Source organism: Neobacillus vireti, assembly GCF_001026695.1.
Classification (GTDB): domain Bacteria; phylum Bacillota; class Bacilli; order Bacillales; family Cytobacillaceae; genus Neobacillus; species Neobacillus vireti.
On sequence record NZ_LDNB01000024.1, the window covers coordinates 1 to 16,138 of the forward strand.

15 protein-coding genes, 1 tRNA gene, 1 rRNA gene, 1 other RNA gene and 1 other annotated feature are annotated in these 16,138 nt (G+C 42.6%); of the genes, 14 read left to right on the top strand and 4 right to left on the bottom strand.

Annotation, left to right across the window (positions count from 1 at the left end; translation table 11 throughout):
* Positions 1-94 (top strand): 5S ribosomal RNA (gene rrf, locus AA980_RS25990); the annotation flags it as partial.
* A 45-nt stretch (positions 95-139) separates the two neighbouring features.
* On the opposite strand, the gene AA980_RS25155 is transcribed toward rrf, so the two are convergent.
* On the bottom strand, positions 140-1,081 hold the full coding sequence (locus AA980_RS25155) for a YaaC family protein (RefSeq protein WP_024027137.1): 942 nt from the start codon (positions 1,079-1,081) through the stop codon (positions 140-142).
* Between the two features lie 177 nt (positions 1,082-1,258).
* On the opposite strand from AA980_RS25155, the gene guaB reads away from it, so the two are divergent.
* From guaB to AA980_RS25185, 6 genes are all read left to right on the top strand, one after another.
* Positions 1,259-2,722: an IMP dehydrogenase gene (gene guaB / locus AA980_RS25160; protein ID WP_024027138.1), complete on the top strand. Its 1,464-nt coding sequence runs from the start codon at positions 1,259-1,261 to the stop codon at positions 2,720-2,722.
* Positions 2,723-2,939: 217 nt separating this feature from the next.
* Positions 2,940-4,253, top strand: a complete 1,314-nt coding sequence (locus AA980_RS25165; protein WP_193392237.1) for a serine hydrolase — start codon at positions 2,940-2,942, stop codon at positions 4,251-4,253.
* A gap of 165 nt (positions 4,254-4,418) precedes the next feature.
* Positions 4,419-5,300, top strand: coding sequence for a pyridoxal 5'-phosphate synthase lyase subunit PdxS (gene pdxS, locus AA980_RS25170; RefSeq protein ID WP_024027140.1), 882 nt, complete (start codon positions 4,419-4,421; stop codon positions 5,298-5,300).
* A 1-nt stretch (position 5,301) separates the two neighbouring features.
* Positions 5,302-5,892 (top strand): pyridoxal 5'-phosphate synthase glutaminase subunit PdxT, encoded by a 591-nt coding sequence (gene pdxT, locus AA980_RS25175; RefSeq protein WP_024027141.1) that lies wholly within the window; start codon positions 5,302-5,304, stop codon positions 5,890-5,892.
* A gap of 53 nt (positions 5,893-5,945) precedes the next feature.
* Positions 5,946-6,168 (top strand) — a binding site (T-box leader).
* A gap of 226 nt (positions 6,169-6,394) precedes the next feature.
* Complete coding sequence (gene serS, locus AA980_RS25180) at positions 6,395-7,675, top strand: serine--tRNA ligase (protein WP_034725409.1); 1,281 nt, start codon at positions 6,395-6,397, stop codon at positions 7,673-7,675.
* 98 nt (positions 7,676-7,773) lie between these two features.
* Positions 7,774-7,866: transfer RNA gene (locus AA980_RS25185), tRNA-Ser, on the top strand.
* A gap of 93 nt (positions 7,867-7,959) precedes the next feature.
* Here AA980_RS25185 and AA980_RS25190 read toward each other — a convergent pair.
* From AA980_RS25190 to AA980_RS25200, 3 genes are all read right to left on the bottom strand, one after another.
* Positions 7,960-8,661: a deoxynucleoside kinase gene (locus AA980_RS25190; RefSeq protein WP_201779395.1), complete on the bottom strand. Its 702-nt coding sequence runs from the start codon at positions 8,659-8,661 to the stop codon at positions 7,960-7,962.
* 9 nt (positions 8,662-8,670) lie between these two features.
* Positions 8,671-9,318 (bottom strand): deoxynucleoside kinase, encoded by a 648-nt coding sequence (locus tag AA980_RS25195; RefSeq protein WP_024031195.1) that lies wholly within the window; start codon positions 9,316-9,318, stop codon positions 8,671-8,673.
* Between the two features lie 382 nt (positions 9,319-9,700).
* Positions 9,701-10,990 carry a glycoside hydrolase family 18 protein gene (locus AA980_RS25200; protein WP_024031204.1) on the bottom strand — a complete coding sequence of 430 codons (1,290 nt, stop codon included), beginning with the start codon at positions 10,988-10,990 and terminating at the stop codon, positions 9,701-9,703.
* A gap of 352 nt (positions 10,991-11,342) precedes the next feature.
* On the opposite strand from AA980_RS25200, the gene tadA reads away from it, so the two are divergent.
* From tadA to AA980_RS25230, 7 genes are all read left to right on the top strand, one after another.
* The gene (gene tadA, locus AA980_RS25205; RefSeq protein ID WP_024031055.1) at positions 11,343-11,849 is read left to right on the top strand and encodes a tRNA adenosine(34) deaminase TadA; all 507 of its coding nucleotides are present in this window, start codon (positions 11,343-11,345) and stop codon (positions 11,847-11,849) included.
* Between the two features lie 105 nt (positions 11,850-11,954).
* Positions 11,955-12,220: signal recognition particle sRNA large type (ffs, locus tag AA980_RS26705), an RNA gene on the top strand.
* Between the two features lie 350 nt (positions 12,221-12,570).
* A complete protein-coding gene (gene dnaX, locus AA980_RS25210) occupies positions 12,571-14,259 on the top strand; it encodes a DNA polymerase III subunit gamma/tau (RefSeq protein ID WP_024031056.1) in 1,689 nt (562 codons plus the stop codon).
* A 16-nt stretch (positions 14,260-14,275) separates the two neighbouring features.
* The gene (locus AA980_RS25215; protein WP_193392271.1) at positions 14,276-14,596 is read left to right on the top strand and encodes a YbaB/EbfC family nucleoid-associated protein; all 321 of its coding nucleotides are present in this window, start codon (positions 14,276-14,278) and stop codon (positions 14,594-14,596) included.
* A gap of 91 nt (positions 14,597-14,687) precedes the next feature.
* A complete protein-coding gene (gene recR / locus AA980_RS25220; RefSeq protein WP_024031058.1) occupies positions 14,688-15,284 on the top strand; it encodes a recombination mediator RecR in 597 nt (198 codons plus the stop codon).
* A gap of 21 nt (positions 15,285-15,305) precedes the next feature.
* Positions 15,306-15,530 carry a YaaL family protein gene (locus tag AA980_RS25225; protein ID WP_407937486.1) on the top strand — a complete coding sequence of 75 codons (225 nt, stop codon included), beginning with the start codon at positions 15,306-15,308 and terminating at the stop codon, positions 15,528-15,530.
* Positions 15,531-15,615: 85 nt separating this feature from the next.
* Positions 15,616-15,879, top strand: coding sequence for a pro-sigmaK processing inhibitor BofA family protein (locus tag AA980_RS25230; protein WP_024031060.1), 264 nt, complete (start codon positions 15,616-15,618; stop codon positions 15,877-15,879).
* Positions 15,880-16,138: the final 259 nt, after the last annotated feature.

Below are 16,138 nucleotides of genomic sequence, written 5' to 3' on the forward strand. Positions count from 1 at the left end.
ACACCCGTTCCCATACCGAACACGGAAGTTAAGCTTCTCAGCGCCGATGGTAGTTGGGGCATGCGCCCCCTGTGAGAGTAGGACGTTGCCAGGCTAATCTAGGACAACCCGGGAGGGTTGTCCTTTTGTGTTTTTCTCGCTATGTCATCAAATACTGATAAACCAAGAACGGCCCTTTTTTCATCGTACTGTTGAGAAATGAGGAGATAAATGGATAATCATGATTGGGCATCATTTTTGTCGATTCACTCCACCACTCCGTTTCGTAACGGGCAATCATACTTAAGTTATACAGCAGCAGATAGTGTATAAGCAGTTCGGGAAAGTTAAGTAAGCTGCCTTTATTCAATGGAATTGCCCAATGTCTGTTTTCTAAATTGAATTTCAATGGTGTGCTTTCTAAGTGAACCTCTTCGTTCATTGAAAAAGCAAGTCCTCCACTCTCAAATTCAACTTCTTTTTTACACTTCGAAGCAAAAAACTCCTTAAAGCGGCTTTCAGTCATATGAAAGTAATTTAAAACCGTTTCAGGTACAACAAACTGTTCTCTTTGTTGCTGTAACGTGGCAAATGTCCTTTTTCCTTCAAGTAAAAAGAATAAATCATCAAGTTCCGGTATAAGCTGTAGTAATTCCTCCATTAAGACTTTCTCCCCTTCTAATGGTTTCATGTGGAACATCTTTTCCGACATGAAGGGGAAAAGTCCATTTTTTTGAAATTTCACTTCATCCTGAAAGAAAAGGTAATTTTGCTTTTTTCTCTTCCTTGTTGAAACGCCATGCGCTAAAACAGCGGTTGTCTCAGGATAAGAAGGTTCGATGGATAAAATGCATGCTTTAATTAAATGGACAAGACCATAGAAGAGTAGAATTGGCTTTAAAATAAGCGGAGCTTTTTCTGCTTGTTCATAATATATTTGCCCATGTTCCAGATAATAAAGAAAGGGATAGCAATTTTCATAGCCCTTTTGCTCAGGATTATCCAGCTTATGCTTCTGATAGCTAGTTTTTAAATAACGCTGGCAGTATTCTGCCGAAAAGAAACAGGAGAAGCTTTTCCAGTCCTTATATTGAATACCCAAGATTCAATCACCTTTTTCAGAAGAATCAATTTAATTGTTATTCCTTGACAGTATTTTGCCCAATTGATAACCTACAAATAATATTTTTTTGTAGGTTAGGCTGGCTCTTTTTATTTATTGCTATGGTAAACAGTGGCGTGTAATGGTTTATAAGTTTTGAAACGGAGGACAGTTAAAATGTGGGAAAGTAAGTTTCTTAAAGAAGGTTTAACGTTTGATGATGTATTGTTAATTCCAGGTAAGTCAGAGGTATTGCCAAGAGATGTAAGCCTAAAGGTAGAATTATCACCATCTGTTAAGCTTAATATTCCAATCATTAGTGCTGGAATGGATACTGTGACAGAATCGGAAATGGCAATTTCCATGGCGCGCCAAGGCGGTTTAGGAGTTATTCATAAAAATATGACCATTGAACAACAGGCTGAGCAGGTGGAAAAGGTAAAACGGTCCGAAAGCGGCGTTATCACTGATCCGTTCTTCCTGACACCGGAGCATCAAGTATTTGATGCGGAGCATTTAATGGCGAAATACCGGATTTCCGGGGTGCCAATTGTCAATAATCTGGAGGAACAAATGCTGGTTGGAATTATTACAAATCGTGACCTTCGATTTATCCAGGATTACTCCTTTAAAATTTCAGACGTGATGACGAAAGAAAACCTGGTCACAGCTCCAGTCGGAACAACATTAAAAGAGGCTGAAAGAATCCTGCAAAAGTATAAAATTGAAAAGCTGCCCCTAGTAGATGACCAAGGTGTCTTAAAGGGCTTAATTACAATTAAGGATATTGAAAAGGTAATTGAATTTCCTAACTCAGCAAAGGACATCAAAGGACGATTATTAGCCGGTGCAGCGGTAGGCGTAACTAGCGACACGATGCTAAGGCTCGACAAGCTTGTTAAAGCGAATGTTGACGTGGTGGTCGTTGATACAGCCCACGGGCATTCTAAGGGTGTTTTAGACACGGTCAGAGAAATAAGAAGCGCTTATCCAGACTTAACGATTATTGCAGGAAATGTGGCAACTGCTGAAGCGACAAAGGCTCTTATCGAGGCAGGCGCAGATGTCGTGAAGGTAGGAATTGGCCCGGGGTCGATTTGTACAACGAGGGTGGTAGCAGGTGTCGGCGTACCGCAAATTACCGCTGTTTATGATTGTGCTACAGAAGCAATGAAGCATGGAAAGACGATAATTGCCGACGGCGGGATTAAATACTCCGGAGATATCGTCAAGGCGCTTGCAGCCGGCGGGCATGCGGTTATGCTTGGCAGTCTCTTAGCAGGCGTTTCTGAGAGCCCAGGTGAAACGGAAATTTTCCAAGGACGCCGCTTTAAAGTATACCGCGGTATGGGGTCTGTTGCCTCGATGGAAAAGGGTTCAAAAGACCGTTATTTCCAAGAAGATAATAAGAAATTTGTTCCAGAAGGGATTGAAGGCCGCATCCCTTATAAAGGACCATTAGCTGAAACGATTTATCAGCTGATTGGTGGACTTCGCTCTGGTATGGGCTATTGTGGTACAAAGGACATTAATGACCTAAGAACAAAGGCACAATTTATTAAGATGACAGGTGCCGGCCTAAGGGAAAGTCATCCGCATGATGTGCAGATTACAAAAGAGGCACCAAACTATTCATTATAAATAGTTCGGAAAACAGAGAAGTTCGATCTTCTCTGTTTTTTTACGCAAAAAAATAGGTCTATAGAAGTAACCAAAATGGAAACAGAATCGTCCAATCCTCTGTCTATGATTTACTAGGCAGTTATGTTAAAATAACGAAAGTGATTAATTCTTGGAGGGTTTTAGTGTGAAAAAACATTTTTATCAGAAATGTATTGCCAGTGCGCTGGCACTTATCATGTTTTTTGGTCTTTTTGCCGGGGTAGATCAAGCGAAGGCAGAAGCTGAAATAAATGTGAATGCAGACGGTGCGATAATAGTTGATGGAGAAACAGGAAAAATTTTATACGAGAAGAATGGTGAGAGTTCACTTGGCGTTGCCAGCATGACGAAAATGATGACTGAATATCTTTTGCTTGATGCGGTGAAACAAGGAAAGGTGAAATGGGATCAAGACTATCCCGTCAGTGAACTTGTTTATAAAATTTCACAGCCAAGAGATTTATCTAATGTGCCCTTGCGCCAGGATGGAACATATAAAGTCCGAGAATTATATGAAGCAATGGCGATTTATTCTGCAAATGGCGCAACGATCGCCCTAGCTGAAGTCATTGCCGGTTCGGAAACGAAGTTTGTTAAATTGATGAATGAAAAGGCGAAAAAGTTAGGATTAAAAAATAGTAAATTTGTAAACTCAACTGGTTTAAATAATAAAGATTATCATGGGCAACATCCAGAAGGAACTGGGGCTGACGAAGAAAATGTGATGTCACCTCGTGACGTTGCGACGTTAGCATTCCACCTCATAAATGATTATCCGGATGTTTTAAAAACAGCCAGCACTCCAAGAAAGACATTTCGCGATGGTACTCCAGATAAAATTAACATGATTAACTGGAACTGGATGCTGCCAGAATTAGATTATGGCTATAAAGGAATGGATGGCCTCAAAACGGGAACCACTGATTTTGCTGGTTATTGCTTTACAGGTACAGCAGCCCGCGATGGAAAACGATTTATTACGGTTGTGCAAAATGCGAAGGATACAAGCGGCAAAAACGATGGTTATCGTGCCCGCTTTGGCGAGACAAAAAAAATGTTGGACTATGCGTTTACCAATTTCTCAAAAGAAGAGCTTGTTCCTAAACATTATCAAGTTAAAGGACATACAACGATTCCGGTCATCAAAGGTAAAGAGGATCAGGTAAAAATTTATACGAAGTCAGCGATTGACATGGTTATACAAAATGGTGATAAGAAAAATTACCAAACTGAACTGGTGCTGGATAAAAAGAAAATCAATAAAGATGGCGAGTTAACGGCACCAATTAAAAAAGGTGAAAAAGTCGGTTATTTAACGGTTAGCCCGAAAAATGGTGAAAAGGTCAGCTTCTTAACTGAGGAAGGTCAGAAGAAAGCTCAGGTAGATGTCATTGCCGCTCAAGATGTCGAAAAAGCAAATTGGTTTGTACTCATGATGCGCGGTATCGGCAATTTCTTCGGAGATGTCTGGGATGGAATTTCTTCCACGGTAAAAGGCTGGTTTAAATAATCCATTATGGAAATAAAGCAGAAAGGATTCTTGTCTTGACAGGAATCCTTTTTTGTTGCTTTAATGATTTTATGGGGAAAAATAATTCCGATTAACTAAGTGGGAAATTTCCCAAATGATGCAAATATTTTTCTAAATATTAAAACAAAAGGGGGATTTTAACAAATGATAACAGGTACAGATCTTGTAAAACGCGGTATGGCTGAAATGCAAAAGGGCGGCGTCATCATGGATGTAGTCAACGCGGAGCAGGCGAAAATTGCTGAGGAAGCGGGCGCAGTGGCAGTAATGGCTTTAGAGCGTGTTCCTTCAGATATCCGCGCTGCTGGCGGCGTGGCAAGAATGGCAGACCCGAGGATCATTGAAGCGGTTATGGGTGCTGTTTCAATCCCTGTGATGGCAAAAGGTAGAATCGGTCATATTGTCGAGGCGCGTATTCTTGAAGCAATGGGTGTCGACTATATCGATGAGAGTGAAGTTTTGACTCCTGCTGACGAGGAATACCATTTAAATAAAAGAGACTATACGGTACCGTTTGTATGCGGCTGCCGCGATCTTGGCGAAGCTGCCCGCAGAATTGGTGAAGGAGCGTCAATGCTTCGGACGAAGGGTGAACCAGGAACAGGAAATATTGTTGAGGCTGTCCGCCATATTCGCAAGGTGAATGCCCAGGTTCGTAAAGTTGTCGGCATGAATGAGGACGAGTTAATGACAGAAGCAAAGCTGTTAGGAGCGCCATACGAATTGCTTCTAGAGATTAAGCGTCTTGGACGTCTTCCTGTAGTTAACTTTGCTGCCGGCGGTGTGGCAACTCCTGCTGATGCAGCGCTGATGATGGAGTTAGGAGCGGATGGCGTATTTGTCGGCTCTGGTATTTTCAAATCAGAAAATCCAGCTAAATTTGCACGAGCGATTGTGGAAGCGACGACGCATTTCCAAGATTATAAATTGATTGCTGAGCTTTCAAAAGACCTTGGCACACCGATGAAAGGTATCGAAATTTCTTCATTGGCACCTGAAGCGCGCATGCAGGATAGAGGCTGGTAAGATGATTAGAATCGGGGTTCTAGCACTACAAGGGGCAGTCCGTGAACATATGCGTTCGTTAGAAGCCTGCGGTGTTGAAGCGGTTGCTATTAAAAGAAAAGAAGAACTAAACGAAGTGGACGGGCTTATTCTTCCTGGCGGAGAAAGCACGGCAATGCGGCGTTTAATTGATAAATATGACTTTATGGAGACCCTTAAAGATTTTGCCCGCGTTGGAAAACCTATGTTTGGGACATGTGCAGGACTTATCCTGTTAGCAAAAGAACTTGAAGGACACAGTGAGCCGCACATCGGTGTGATGGACATTAAGGTTGAACGCAACTCATTTGGACGTCAGGTGGACAGCTTTGAGGCAGACCTTGCGATTAAAGATGTCGCTGACAGCTTCCCAGCCGTGTTTATCCGTGCGCCGCACATTGTTGAGGCAGGAGAGAATGTTGAAATCCTTTCTAAGCATAATGACCGTATCGTCGCTGCACGCGAAGGGCAATTTCTAGGCTGTTCCTTCCATCCGGAATTAACCGATAATCATCGCCTTACTGCCTACTTTGTTGACATGGTTAAGGAAGCAAAGGCAAAACATCTTGTATAAGGTGGTTGCATTCGGTTAATAATTGTAGTAAATTATAAAGCAAATCAATAATGAAAAAAGCAATGAGAGGAACTAGTAACAAGTAACTCATTCCTAAAGAGAGCCGGTGGCTGGTGTGAACCGGTGGATGGTCTTGTGAATCCCTCCTCGAGCAAGGTGCGGAACACCTCAAGTGAGGTCAGTAAGTACTTTCGGTGAAAAACCGTTAACGTTTTTTCGAGGTGGACTGATTTTTAGTCAACCAGGGTGGTATCGCGAGCAACTCTCGTCCCTGTATTAGGGGCGGGAGTTTTTTTATTTTTTGGCTGTTTTATAATTTGATCACAATGTTGATTGGAGTGGAAGGCGCGAGACTCCTGCGGGAGCAGCGGGACAGGTGAGACCCCGCAGGCGCGCAATTCGCCGAGGAGGCTCACCGCCCGCCCCGCGGAAAGCGAAGCGCCTGAAACGGAAATCAACATTCACTTTTAACACAGCCAATTTAAAAAAAGGAGTGCGGACAATGTTAGATATTAAAGTATTAAGAGCTAATTTTTCAGAAGTAAAAGAAAAGCTGCAGCATCGCGGCGAAGATTTAACCGATTTCGGTCAGTTTGAAGAACTGGATCAGAGAAGACGTGAATTAATTGTTGAGGCTGAAAAACTTAAATCGAAGCGGAATGAGGTTTCGCAGCAGGTTGCAGCCCTAAAGCGTGACAAACAGGATGCCGATCATTTAATTAAAGAAATGCGTGAAGTCGGCGATCAAATTAAAACGCTTGATGACGAGCTGCGCGGGGTAGAAGAGACCTTAGAGCAATTGCTTTTAAGTATCCCGAATATCCCGCATGAAAGCACTCCGATTGGTGAAACTGAAGATGATAATGTGGAAATCAAAAAGTGGGGCCAAGTTCGTGAGTTTGAATTTGAAGCGAAACCGCATTGGGATGTTGCCGACCATTTAGGAATTCTTGACTTTGAACGTGCGGGCAAGGTTACAGGAAGCAGATTTGTCTTTTATAAGGGGTTAGGCGCCCGTTTAGAACGTGCATTGATGAGCTTCATGCTCGATCTTCATGTCGATGAACACGGTTATACGGAAATATTACCGCCTTATTTAGTGAATCGCGCCAGCATGACGGGGACCGGCCAGCTGCCAAAATTTGAAGAAGATGCCTTCTTGATTGAAAATGAAGATTACTTCCTAATTCCAACGGCAGAGGTGCCTGTCACCAACCTTTATCGTGATGAAATATTAAGCGGCGATCAGCTGCCAATCCGCTATGCTGCCTATAGCGCATGCTTCCGCTCTGAAGCGGGATCAGCCGGCCGCGATACACGGGGCTTGATTCGCCAGCACCAGTTCAATAAGGTTGAGCTTGTCAAGTTTGTGAAGCCAGAGGATTCTTACGAAGAGCTTGAAAAGCTAACGAATGACGCTGAACGAGTGCTGCAATTGCTGGAGCTTCCGTACCGTGTCTTGAGCATGTGTACCGGTGATCTCGGCTTTACGGCCGCGAAAAAGTATGATATTGAAGTTTGGATTCCAAGTTATGGGACGTACCGCGAGATTTCTTCTTGCAGTAACTTTGAAGCGTTCCAGGCGCGCCGGGCGAACATCCGCTTCCGCCGTGATCCGAAGGCAAAGCCGGAGCATGTTCATACGTTAAATGGTTCTGGTCTTGCGATTGGCCGTACGGTTGCTGCTTTATTAGAAAATTACCAGCAGGCAGACGGTAGTGTCGTGATTCCAACGGTATTACGTCCGTATATGGGCGGACGTGCGGTCATAAAGCCAGAGTAACAAACAGTAAATTTCCGGATGGTAGTCCCCATCCGGAAACTTTAATATTTTTGTTTGACACTGTCTAAAATATATGTTAAAGTATCACTTGTCGATACGGAGGAATACCCAAGTCTGGCTGAAGGGATCGGTCTTGAAAACCGACAGGCGGGTCAAACCGCGCGGGGGTTCGAATCCCTCTTCCTCCTCCATAAGATGATACAATCGCGCATAAAAACTGGAGATAAAGGTCCGTTACATTAACTTGTAACGGATTTTTTTTTACACAAACAAAAACACCTGGCTTAAAAAGCAGGTGTTTTTGTGATGTTGAGGATTTCAGTTAACTTTTCTTCTACTTCACGGCAAATGCGTAACGCATCGTCATTGCTGTTGACAACGTCAGTCGTATCCATATCTATGATTAATACTTCGCTGGCATCGTACTGATTCATGACCCACTCATCATAACCCTTCCACACTTCGAAGTAATACTCCTTCAGTTCCGGGTTGATTTCGAAGCTTCTGCCGCGGGCCATAATCCGGTCAATCACCGTATCAAACGAACCTTTTAAATAAACCATTAAATCTGGTGCTTTCTTTGGAAGTTCATTCAGTTCTTCCAACATATTTTCAACAAGCTCTTCATAAATTTTAAATTCGAGCTCAGAGATTCTGCCTAAATTTTTGTTCACATAAGCAAAATACCAATCCTCATAAATGGAACGATCTTGAATCGTATAAACTGGCTCTTGCCAGCTGACACATTCTTTAACCGTTTTAAAGCGTTTGTTTAGAAAAAATAACTGCAAGAGAAAAGGAATTCTCTTCGCATCTAATTCTTCAGGTGTCAGTTCATAATAAAGCGGAAGAATCGGATTATCATCGACCGCTTCGTAAAACACCTTACTTTCAATTCCTTTATTTTTAAAGTGGGCATTCAAGGTGTCTGCCACACTTGTTTTGCCAAGACCAATCATGCCACCAATAACGATACTCACTAACATCCCCCTGTTCTATAATGTTTTTGACCAGCTGCAAGTTTTTAATGTTGAAGATAGCTTTTGAAAAATATAGTTTAAATCCTGTTCGCTTTTGACAAAATCCAACTCATCGCCGCTAAAGCGGAGAACTGGGATTTCCGGATGTTCCTTTTCAAAAATCGCCATCGTATTTTCATAATCAATTGACAGCTGCTCTAAATACAAGGGGCTGATATTCTTCTCTACCTCGCGCCCTCTGATTTTAATTCTTTTCAACAGTGTATCTAAGCTGGCATTCAAATAAATGATGACATTTGGTTTCGGCATATCTGAAGTCAAGATCTGATAAATCTTGTAGTATTTTTCGTACTCTTCAGGATTTAAGCTTCGCTGCGCAAAAATCAGGTTTTTAAAAATATGGTAGTCTGCGACAACAGACTTGTTTTGACTTAAGTAATGGGTATTGATATCCCCTAATTGCTTAAAGCGATTGCAGAGGAAAAACATCTCTGTTTGGAAACTCCATTCCTCGATATTTTCATAAAATTTCCCCAAGAATGGATTTTCATCAACAATCTCTTTTAATAAAGCAAAATTAAATTGTTCTGAAATGGCCTTGGCGAGCGATGTTTTTCCTACACCAATCGGCCCTTCGACGGTAATAAAGGGTGTATCCCCCATTGAAAGTCCTCCTTCTCCTACTGCCTGCACTCTATGTTTCACCAGATAACCTGGATTTAATTTTTGACTTTGAGAATTGTCCAGCTCCAGCGCCCTAGCGGCTAATGTCCTTCGCTCTCCGCCCTACGATAAGTCAACATCGATTCGCCTCCGGCTCATCGTGTTTCCTTTATCTCAGTTGGAGCGCTCCAGGCCATACGCCGCTGACCAGGGCGCTTCCGCTTTTCTTTTAAGACACAAAGTTTATTTTATCATAATCTCTAACAGGAAGGGATATGGAATATTTAGAAGAAGCTCATTTTATGTCAAAAACATGAAAAAACTGCCGAAAGACGGCAGTTTGTGTCTTAAAAAAATTTTTATGTCTAACGCTTCTGCTTTTCTATGTCCCTCGTTTGGTTACATTGAAATTGTCGACGATTAACAGCCAATTTTGCGGGAAGGCTAAACCCAGTTTCCAATAGCTCATTCCCCTAATATTTAACTCATTAATGAGATTAAATTTTGCCTGGATGGAGCGGGCATCTTCAAACCAAACCTCATGCTGCTTCCCATCCGCAGCTGTATATTTAAAATATGGTGCTTGTGATTTTGTGTCATATTGGATCGGAACGTTGTGAGTTGCGGCCAATTGGATTGCCTGCTGCGGGCTGACAGCTTTTGCTACCGTACCTTGAACAAAGGGAAGTGTCCAATCATAGCCATATAGATTTTGTCCCATCAGAATTTTAGTTGAAGGCATTTCGGTAATGGCGTATTCCAATACTTTCCGCACGGGGTCAATCGGTGAAACAGCCATTGCCGGGCCGCCGCTATAGCCCCATTCGTACGTCATAATCACGACAAAGTCGGAGATTTCACCGTGGGCCTTATAATCATGGCCTTCATACCATTTTCCCTTTTGCGTGGCACTCGTTTTTGGGGCAAGGGCTGTCGACATCAGCCAGCCTTCGCTTTTAAAGCGCTGCTTCGCCTTTCGTAAAAAGCGGTTGTAGGCCTCGCGGTCGGCAGGACGTATAAATTCAAAGTCAAAATGAATATCACGAAATCCATATTTTTTAGCGGTCGCGACGATATTGTTGATAAATTTATCTTGAATCGCGATATCGTTTAAGAGGATGCGGCCAAGTTCATCGCTAAATTGGTCATTCTCCTGATTATTAATCACCATCATTAGCACGTTGCGGTTGGCCTTGGCAATAGCCGGAAAGTTATTAAGCAGCGGTTCTTTCAATGTGCCGTCACGGAGGGCCTGAAAGCTGAAAGGGGCTAGATAAGTTAGGTATGGGGCTGCCTCACGGGCACTGTTTTCTAAAACAGGTGCAACAGTGTTGCCGCGCGGTTCAACGTACGCATTAAATTCGGCATTGCGTTTTTTCGTCGCGGGTATATAAAGCCTTGTGCCAACATTAAGCGGTTGGTTAGCCTGAATTTGATTGACTTTTGCAAGCTCCTGATAGGAGATGCCAACTCTTCTGGCAATCGAATATAAAGAATCCCCTTGTTGTACGAAATAAAAATGGCCAATGATTGGAATGACAATCGACTGTCCGATGACAAGATTGTTTGGATTTGGCAATTCATTTGCCTCGGTAATATCCTTAACGGTTGTATGGTAGGTTCTAGCAATCGTCGTTAATGATTCGTTGCTTTTTATCACATGGATTTGCATCCTTATTCCCTCCTAAAACGAAAATAACATTACACGCCGCAATGCTTCATTACGGCGCTCCGCCCCTTTTCCAAACATGCGCTACAACTATTTTATGAGGGGCAATTTGAATAAATGATATAATATTGGTAAATTTCATGATGACCGGATTAAATGAACAAAATTAATTTTTAAAAGTGAATGTTGATTTCCGTTCCAGGCGCTTCGCTTTCCGCGGGGCGGGCGGTGAGCCTCCTCGGCGAATTGCGCGCCTGCGGGGTCTCACCTGTCCCGCTGCTCCCGNCAATCAACATTCAAAATCAATTAGGTGCTTTAACACAGCCAATTTTAAAAAAGGGGAGAGGTATACCTGATGATATTCGAAGAAACAAGGGACGAATATTTTATGAAGGAAGCAATAAAGGAAGCGAAAAAGGCAGAAGAGCTGGAGGAAGTGCCAATCGGAGCAGTCCTGGTTATCGACGGAAGAATCATTTCCCGAGCGCATAACTTACGTGAAAGTATACAAAACGCTGTCGCGCATGCTGAACTGCTTGCGATTGATCAAGCCTGCCGTGAGTTAGGTTCTTGGCGTCTAGAGGAGGCAGTCTTATATGTCACCTTGGAGCCATGTCCAATGTGCTCAGGGTCGATTATTTTATCAAGAGTCAAACGGGTCGTTTATGGTGCCGCTGACCCAAAGGGCGGCTGTGCCGGAACACTGATGAATCTTTTGCAGGACGAGCGTTTTAATCATCAAAGCGAAGTCACTAAAGGAGTAATGGAAACGGAGTGCGGTCAGCTGCTGTCAGATTTTTTTCGAAAAATAAGAGACCGGAAAAAACGGGAGAAACAAGCAAGAAAAGAAAGAGATTTATAGAAACTTACATAAATTTACAGTCGATAATGATTGCTTTTTTCTGAAAAAGTTTATATACTAATAGAGCGTCAGATAAAGACGCACTAAACTTTGGTTTCAATTTTGCCGTGCTAGGTGGGGAGGTAGCGGTGCCCTGTACCCGCAATCCGCTCTAGCGGGACTGAATCCCTTCTCTGAGGCTGTTCGTCTGTAGGGTCTGCCTTAAGTAAGTGGTGTTGACGCTCGGGTCCTGCGCAATGGGAATCCATGAACCATGTCAGGTCCGGAAGGAAGCAGCATTAAGTGGACGCTCCCATGTGCCGCAGGGGTGCCTGGGCCGAGCTAACTGCTTAAGTAACGCTTATGGGCGACAGTCGAAGGAAGGTGCACGGCAGTTACTTACATATTCCTTCAAAATTAAACTCATCTCTTTCTAGAGATGAGTTTTTTTGTGAATCCAGCTCTTCTCGCCTAGCCCCTCGCAGGTCTACAGCCAATCCGTCCAAAAGGTTAAAAAACAACCTTTCGGCCGGCTCGTCTTATGCTTGGCTACAGAAAGCTATCGCTTTCTGTACGCATTAAGGGAGACTAAGTCGATTTCCAATCGACTTGTCTCCCTATATCGGGGCTGACCAAGGCGCTTGCGCTTTTTTTTGTGAATCTTTGTTTATACTTTGAAAAAAGTAAAATGGATACGTTATAATGAATAGGATAAAAAAATTTCTGAAGGGGGCGGTGTCATTTGGCTTATCAAGCTTTATATCGTGTTTGGCGGCCTCAGGACTTTATTGATGTCGTAGGGCAGGAACACGTGACAAAGACATTGCAAAACGCCCTGCTTCAACAAAAAATTTCACATGCTTATCTTTTTTCAGGACCAAGGGGAACAGGTAAAACAAGCGCCGCTAAAATACTAGCAAAGGCGATTAACTGTGAACGGGCCCCTGTTTCGGAGCCCTGTAATGAATGTGCGGCCTGCCTTGGCATCACAAATGGAACAATTCCGGATGTATTAGAATTTGACGCAGCTTCAAACTCGCGTGTTGAAGAAATGAGAGATGTTCTCGACAAAGTCAAATTTGCCCCTACTGCCGTAAACTATAAGGTCTACATCATTGATGAAGTGCATATGCTATCGATTAGCGCCTTTAATGCCTTGCTAAAAACATTAGAAGAACCGCCGAAGCATGTCATCTTTATTTTAGCGACAACAGAACCCCATAAGATTCCATTAACGATTATCTCAAGATGTCAGCGTTTTGATTTTAGACGGATTACTGCCGGGGCAATCGTCAATCGAATGAAGTTAATTGTGGAAGAAACTCACGTTGCTTGTGATGAGCGGGCATTGCAAATGATTGCCCGAGCTGCGGACGGGGGAATGCGTGATGCGTTAAGTTTATTAGATCAAGCGATTTCTTACAGCGAAGACCGGGTAACGGTTGATGACGCGCTCACGGTAACAGGCTCAGTTTCACAGGGGTTTTTGAATAGATTGGCTAAAGCCTTCCAAGTGAGTGATGTGGCAAGTGGTTTAGAAGCGCTCGATGAGTTATTGTATCACGGGAAAGACCCGGCACGCTTTATCGAGGATTTCATATTATTTTACCGTGACATGCTTCTATATAAGACCGCACCGAATCTTGAAGAATCACTCGATAGGGTCATGCTAGATGATGAGTTTCGGATGATGGCAGAGGCCACCCCGATGGAACAAATTTATCAGCTAATCGATCATTTAAATAAAACCCAGCAGGAAATGCGCTGGACGAACCATCCAAGGATTTTTCTTGAGGTGGCGATTGTGAAACTGTGTCAAATGGAAGCGAAACAGACGGCACAAACACAATCGGGAGATATTGGGCAATTAATCGCAAGAATCGATCAGCTTGAAAGTGAACTGCAGCATTTAAAGGCAAATGGAGTGGCGGCAGGTCAGCATGATGCGCCGCCGCAACCGCAAAAGCCTTCACAAAGACCATCAAGAAAAGGGTTCCAGCCAGCTGTTGGAAAAATAAATGAAGTATTAAAGCAGGCGACAAAATCTGATTTGAATCTAATTAAATCAAAATGGGGCGAAATGCGGGCTAACTTAATGAAGTCGCATGCCGCCTTGTTAAATGAAGCTGAGCCGGCAGCGGCATCAGCCACAGCATTTATATTAAAGTTTAAACACGAAATGCTCTGCCAAATGGCTATGGATAAAAGCGATTTTCTTGAAGCAGTTAGCGCTGCATTATATAACCTAACCGGTAAAAGGTTTTTACTGCTAGGTGTTCCAGAAGAGCAGTGGGCTGCCATTCGAGAAAATTTCCTAAACAGCCATCAAGGTGAAGAAGGTATGGACAGCGGTACGAAAAAGGAAGAAGAGCCTCATATTTCAGAGGCAAAGAAATTATTTGGTGCTGAATTTGTAGAAATTATTGAATAATTAATTGGAGGTAGTAATGATGCGTGGTGGAATGGGAAATATGCAAAATATGATGAAACAAATGCAGAAAATGCAAAAGAAAATGGCTGAGGCCCAGGAACAATTAGGCGAAGAGAAAATTGAAGGAACTGCCGGCGGCGGAATGGTAACAGTCGTTGTAACAGGCCATAAAGAAGTGGTCGATGTCATTATTAAACCAGAAGCAGTTGATCCCGATGATGTCGAAATGCTCCAAGATTTAGTGCTGGCAGCCACAAATGACGCCCTTAAAAAGGCAGAAGAGCTGACAAATAACACAATGGGGCAATTTACAAAAGGAATGAATCTACCGTTTTAATAATATATTTAGCAGGGGGGCTTAGATGCTTCGAGGTGTTTCATCTCTTGGTGTCAGGCACCCTTGCTTTTATTAGAGAGGAATCATAAACATGCATTATCCAGAACCGATTTCGAAGCTGATAGACAGCTTTATGAAGCTGCCAGGTATCGGTCCAAAAACGGCTGCACGCCTGGCCTTTTATGTATTAAGTATGAAAGAAGATACTGTGCTTGATTTTGCCAAAGCACTTGTGAATGCCAAGCGCAATCTGCATTATTGTTCTGTATGCGGCCATATTACGGATCAGGACCCTTGTTATATTTGTGAAGATCAGCGCCGGGATAAGAGCATACTATGTGTAGTACAGGATCCAAAAGATGTCATCGCGATGGAGAAAATGAAAGAATATAACGGTTTATACCATGTCTTGCACGGTGCGATTTCACCTATGGACGGAATTGGACCAGAGGATATTAATATCCCTGATTTGCTAAAGCGCCTGCAGGATGAAACCGTCCAAGAAGTAATTCTAGCGACAAATCCTAATATCGAGGGTGAAGCTACAGCTATGTATATTTCCCGCTTATTACGGCCATCTGGGATTAAAACAACAAGGATTGCTCATGGTCTGCCGGTTGGTGGAGACCTCGAATATGCGGACGAGGTTACCCTATCTAAGGCTCTTGAGGGACGGCGTGAAATATAAGAAAGAAAACCGGAGGATTGGATGATGTTTTTTCGGCGAACAGGGCGGCTCAGAAAAGAGTATGATGAAAAGCTGTTAGCCCAGTTAAATCAATTTAAACAGCATTGGCAGCAAGAAAAATCGCTTTTGGAAATAAGCTTCGATCCTTCTGAAGAGGTAATTTGCCAAACAAAGGTCGCAGAAGCAAAATATATCTTTCTCTTAAGAGAAGCGAAACAGCGGAAAGTAACCTCTTATAAAGCCTAATGAGCTATTTCTTTTTCTTGGGTCTATTTTTTACAACTTGTACATAAGTTGTAAATAAAGCCACTTAAGAAAGGGGATAGCTTTTTTGCAACCAATTTTCGTTATTTCTATTTTAGGAGGGCTTATTCTCATCTTGTTATTCACTGGAGCCCAATTTAAGCCGGCCCGGTTTGTCGGCCAAGCAGCAATAAAATTAGTCATCGGAGCATTGCTGCTATTTTTTTTAAATGTTGCCGGTAATCGATATGGAATCCATGTACCGATCAATTTTGCCACTTCCGCTGTTTCCGGTTTCTTGGGTATCCCCGGCTTATTTGCATTAGCAGCTATTCAACAATGGATAATTTAACTTGAATTGCCGCAAAAAAAGCAGCGGCAATTTTTTTATAATCTTTTTTTAAAAAAAGTATTGACCTAACCATTTATATGCTGTAATATATGAAAAGTCGTCACTGAGACGGCGAACAACACTAAAAAAAAGTTATTGACTTTTAGTTGATATCTTGGTAAGATAATAAAGTCGCTTTTGGGCGAATGAGAAAATTGTTCTTTGAAAACTAAACAAACAAAAACGTCAACAAACAATATTTTTTAGTTTTTTATAAAAC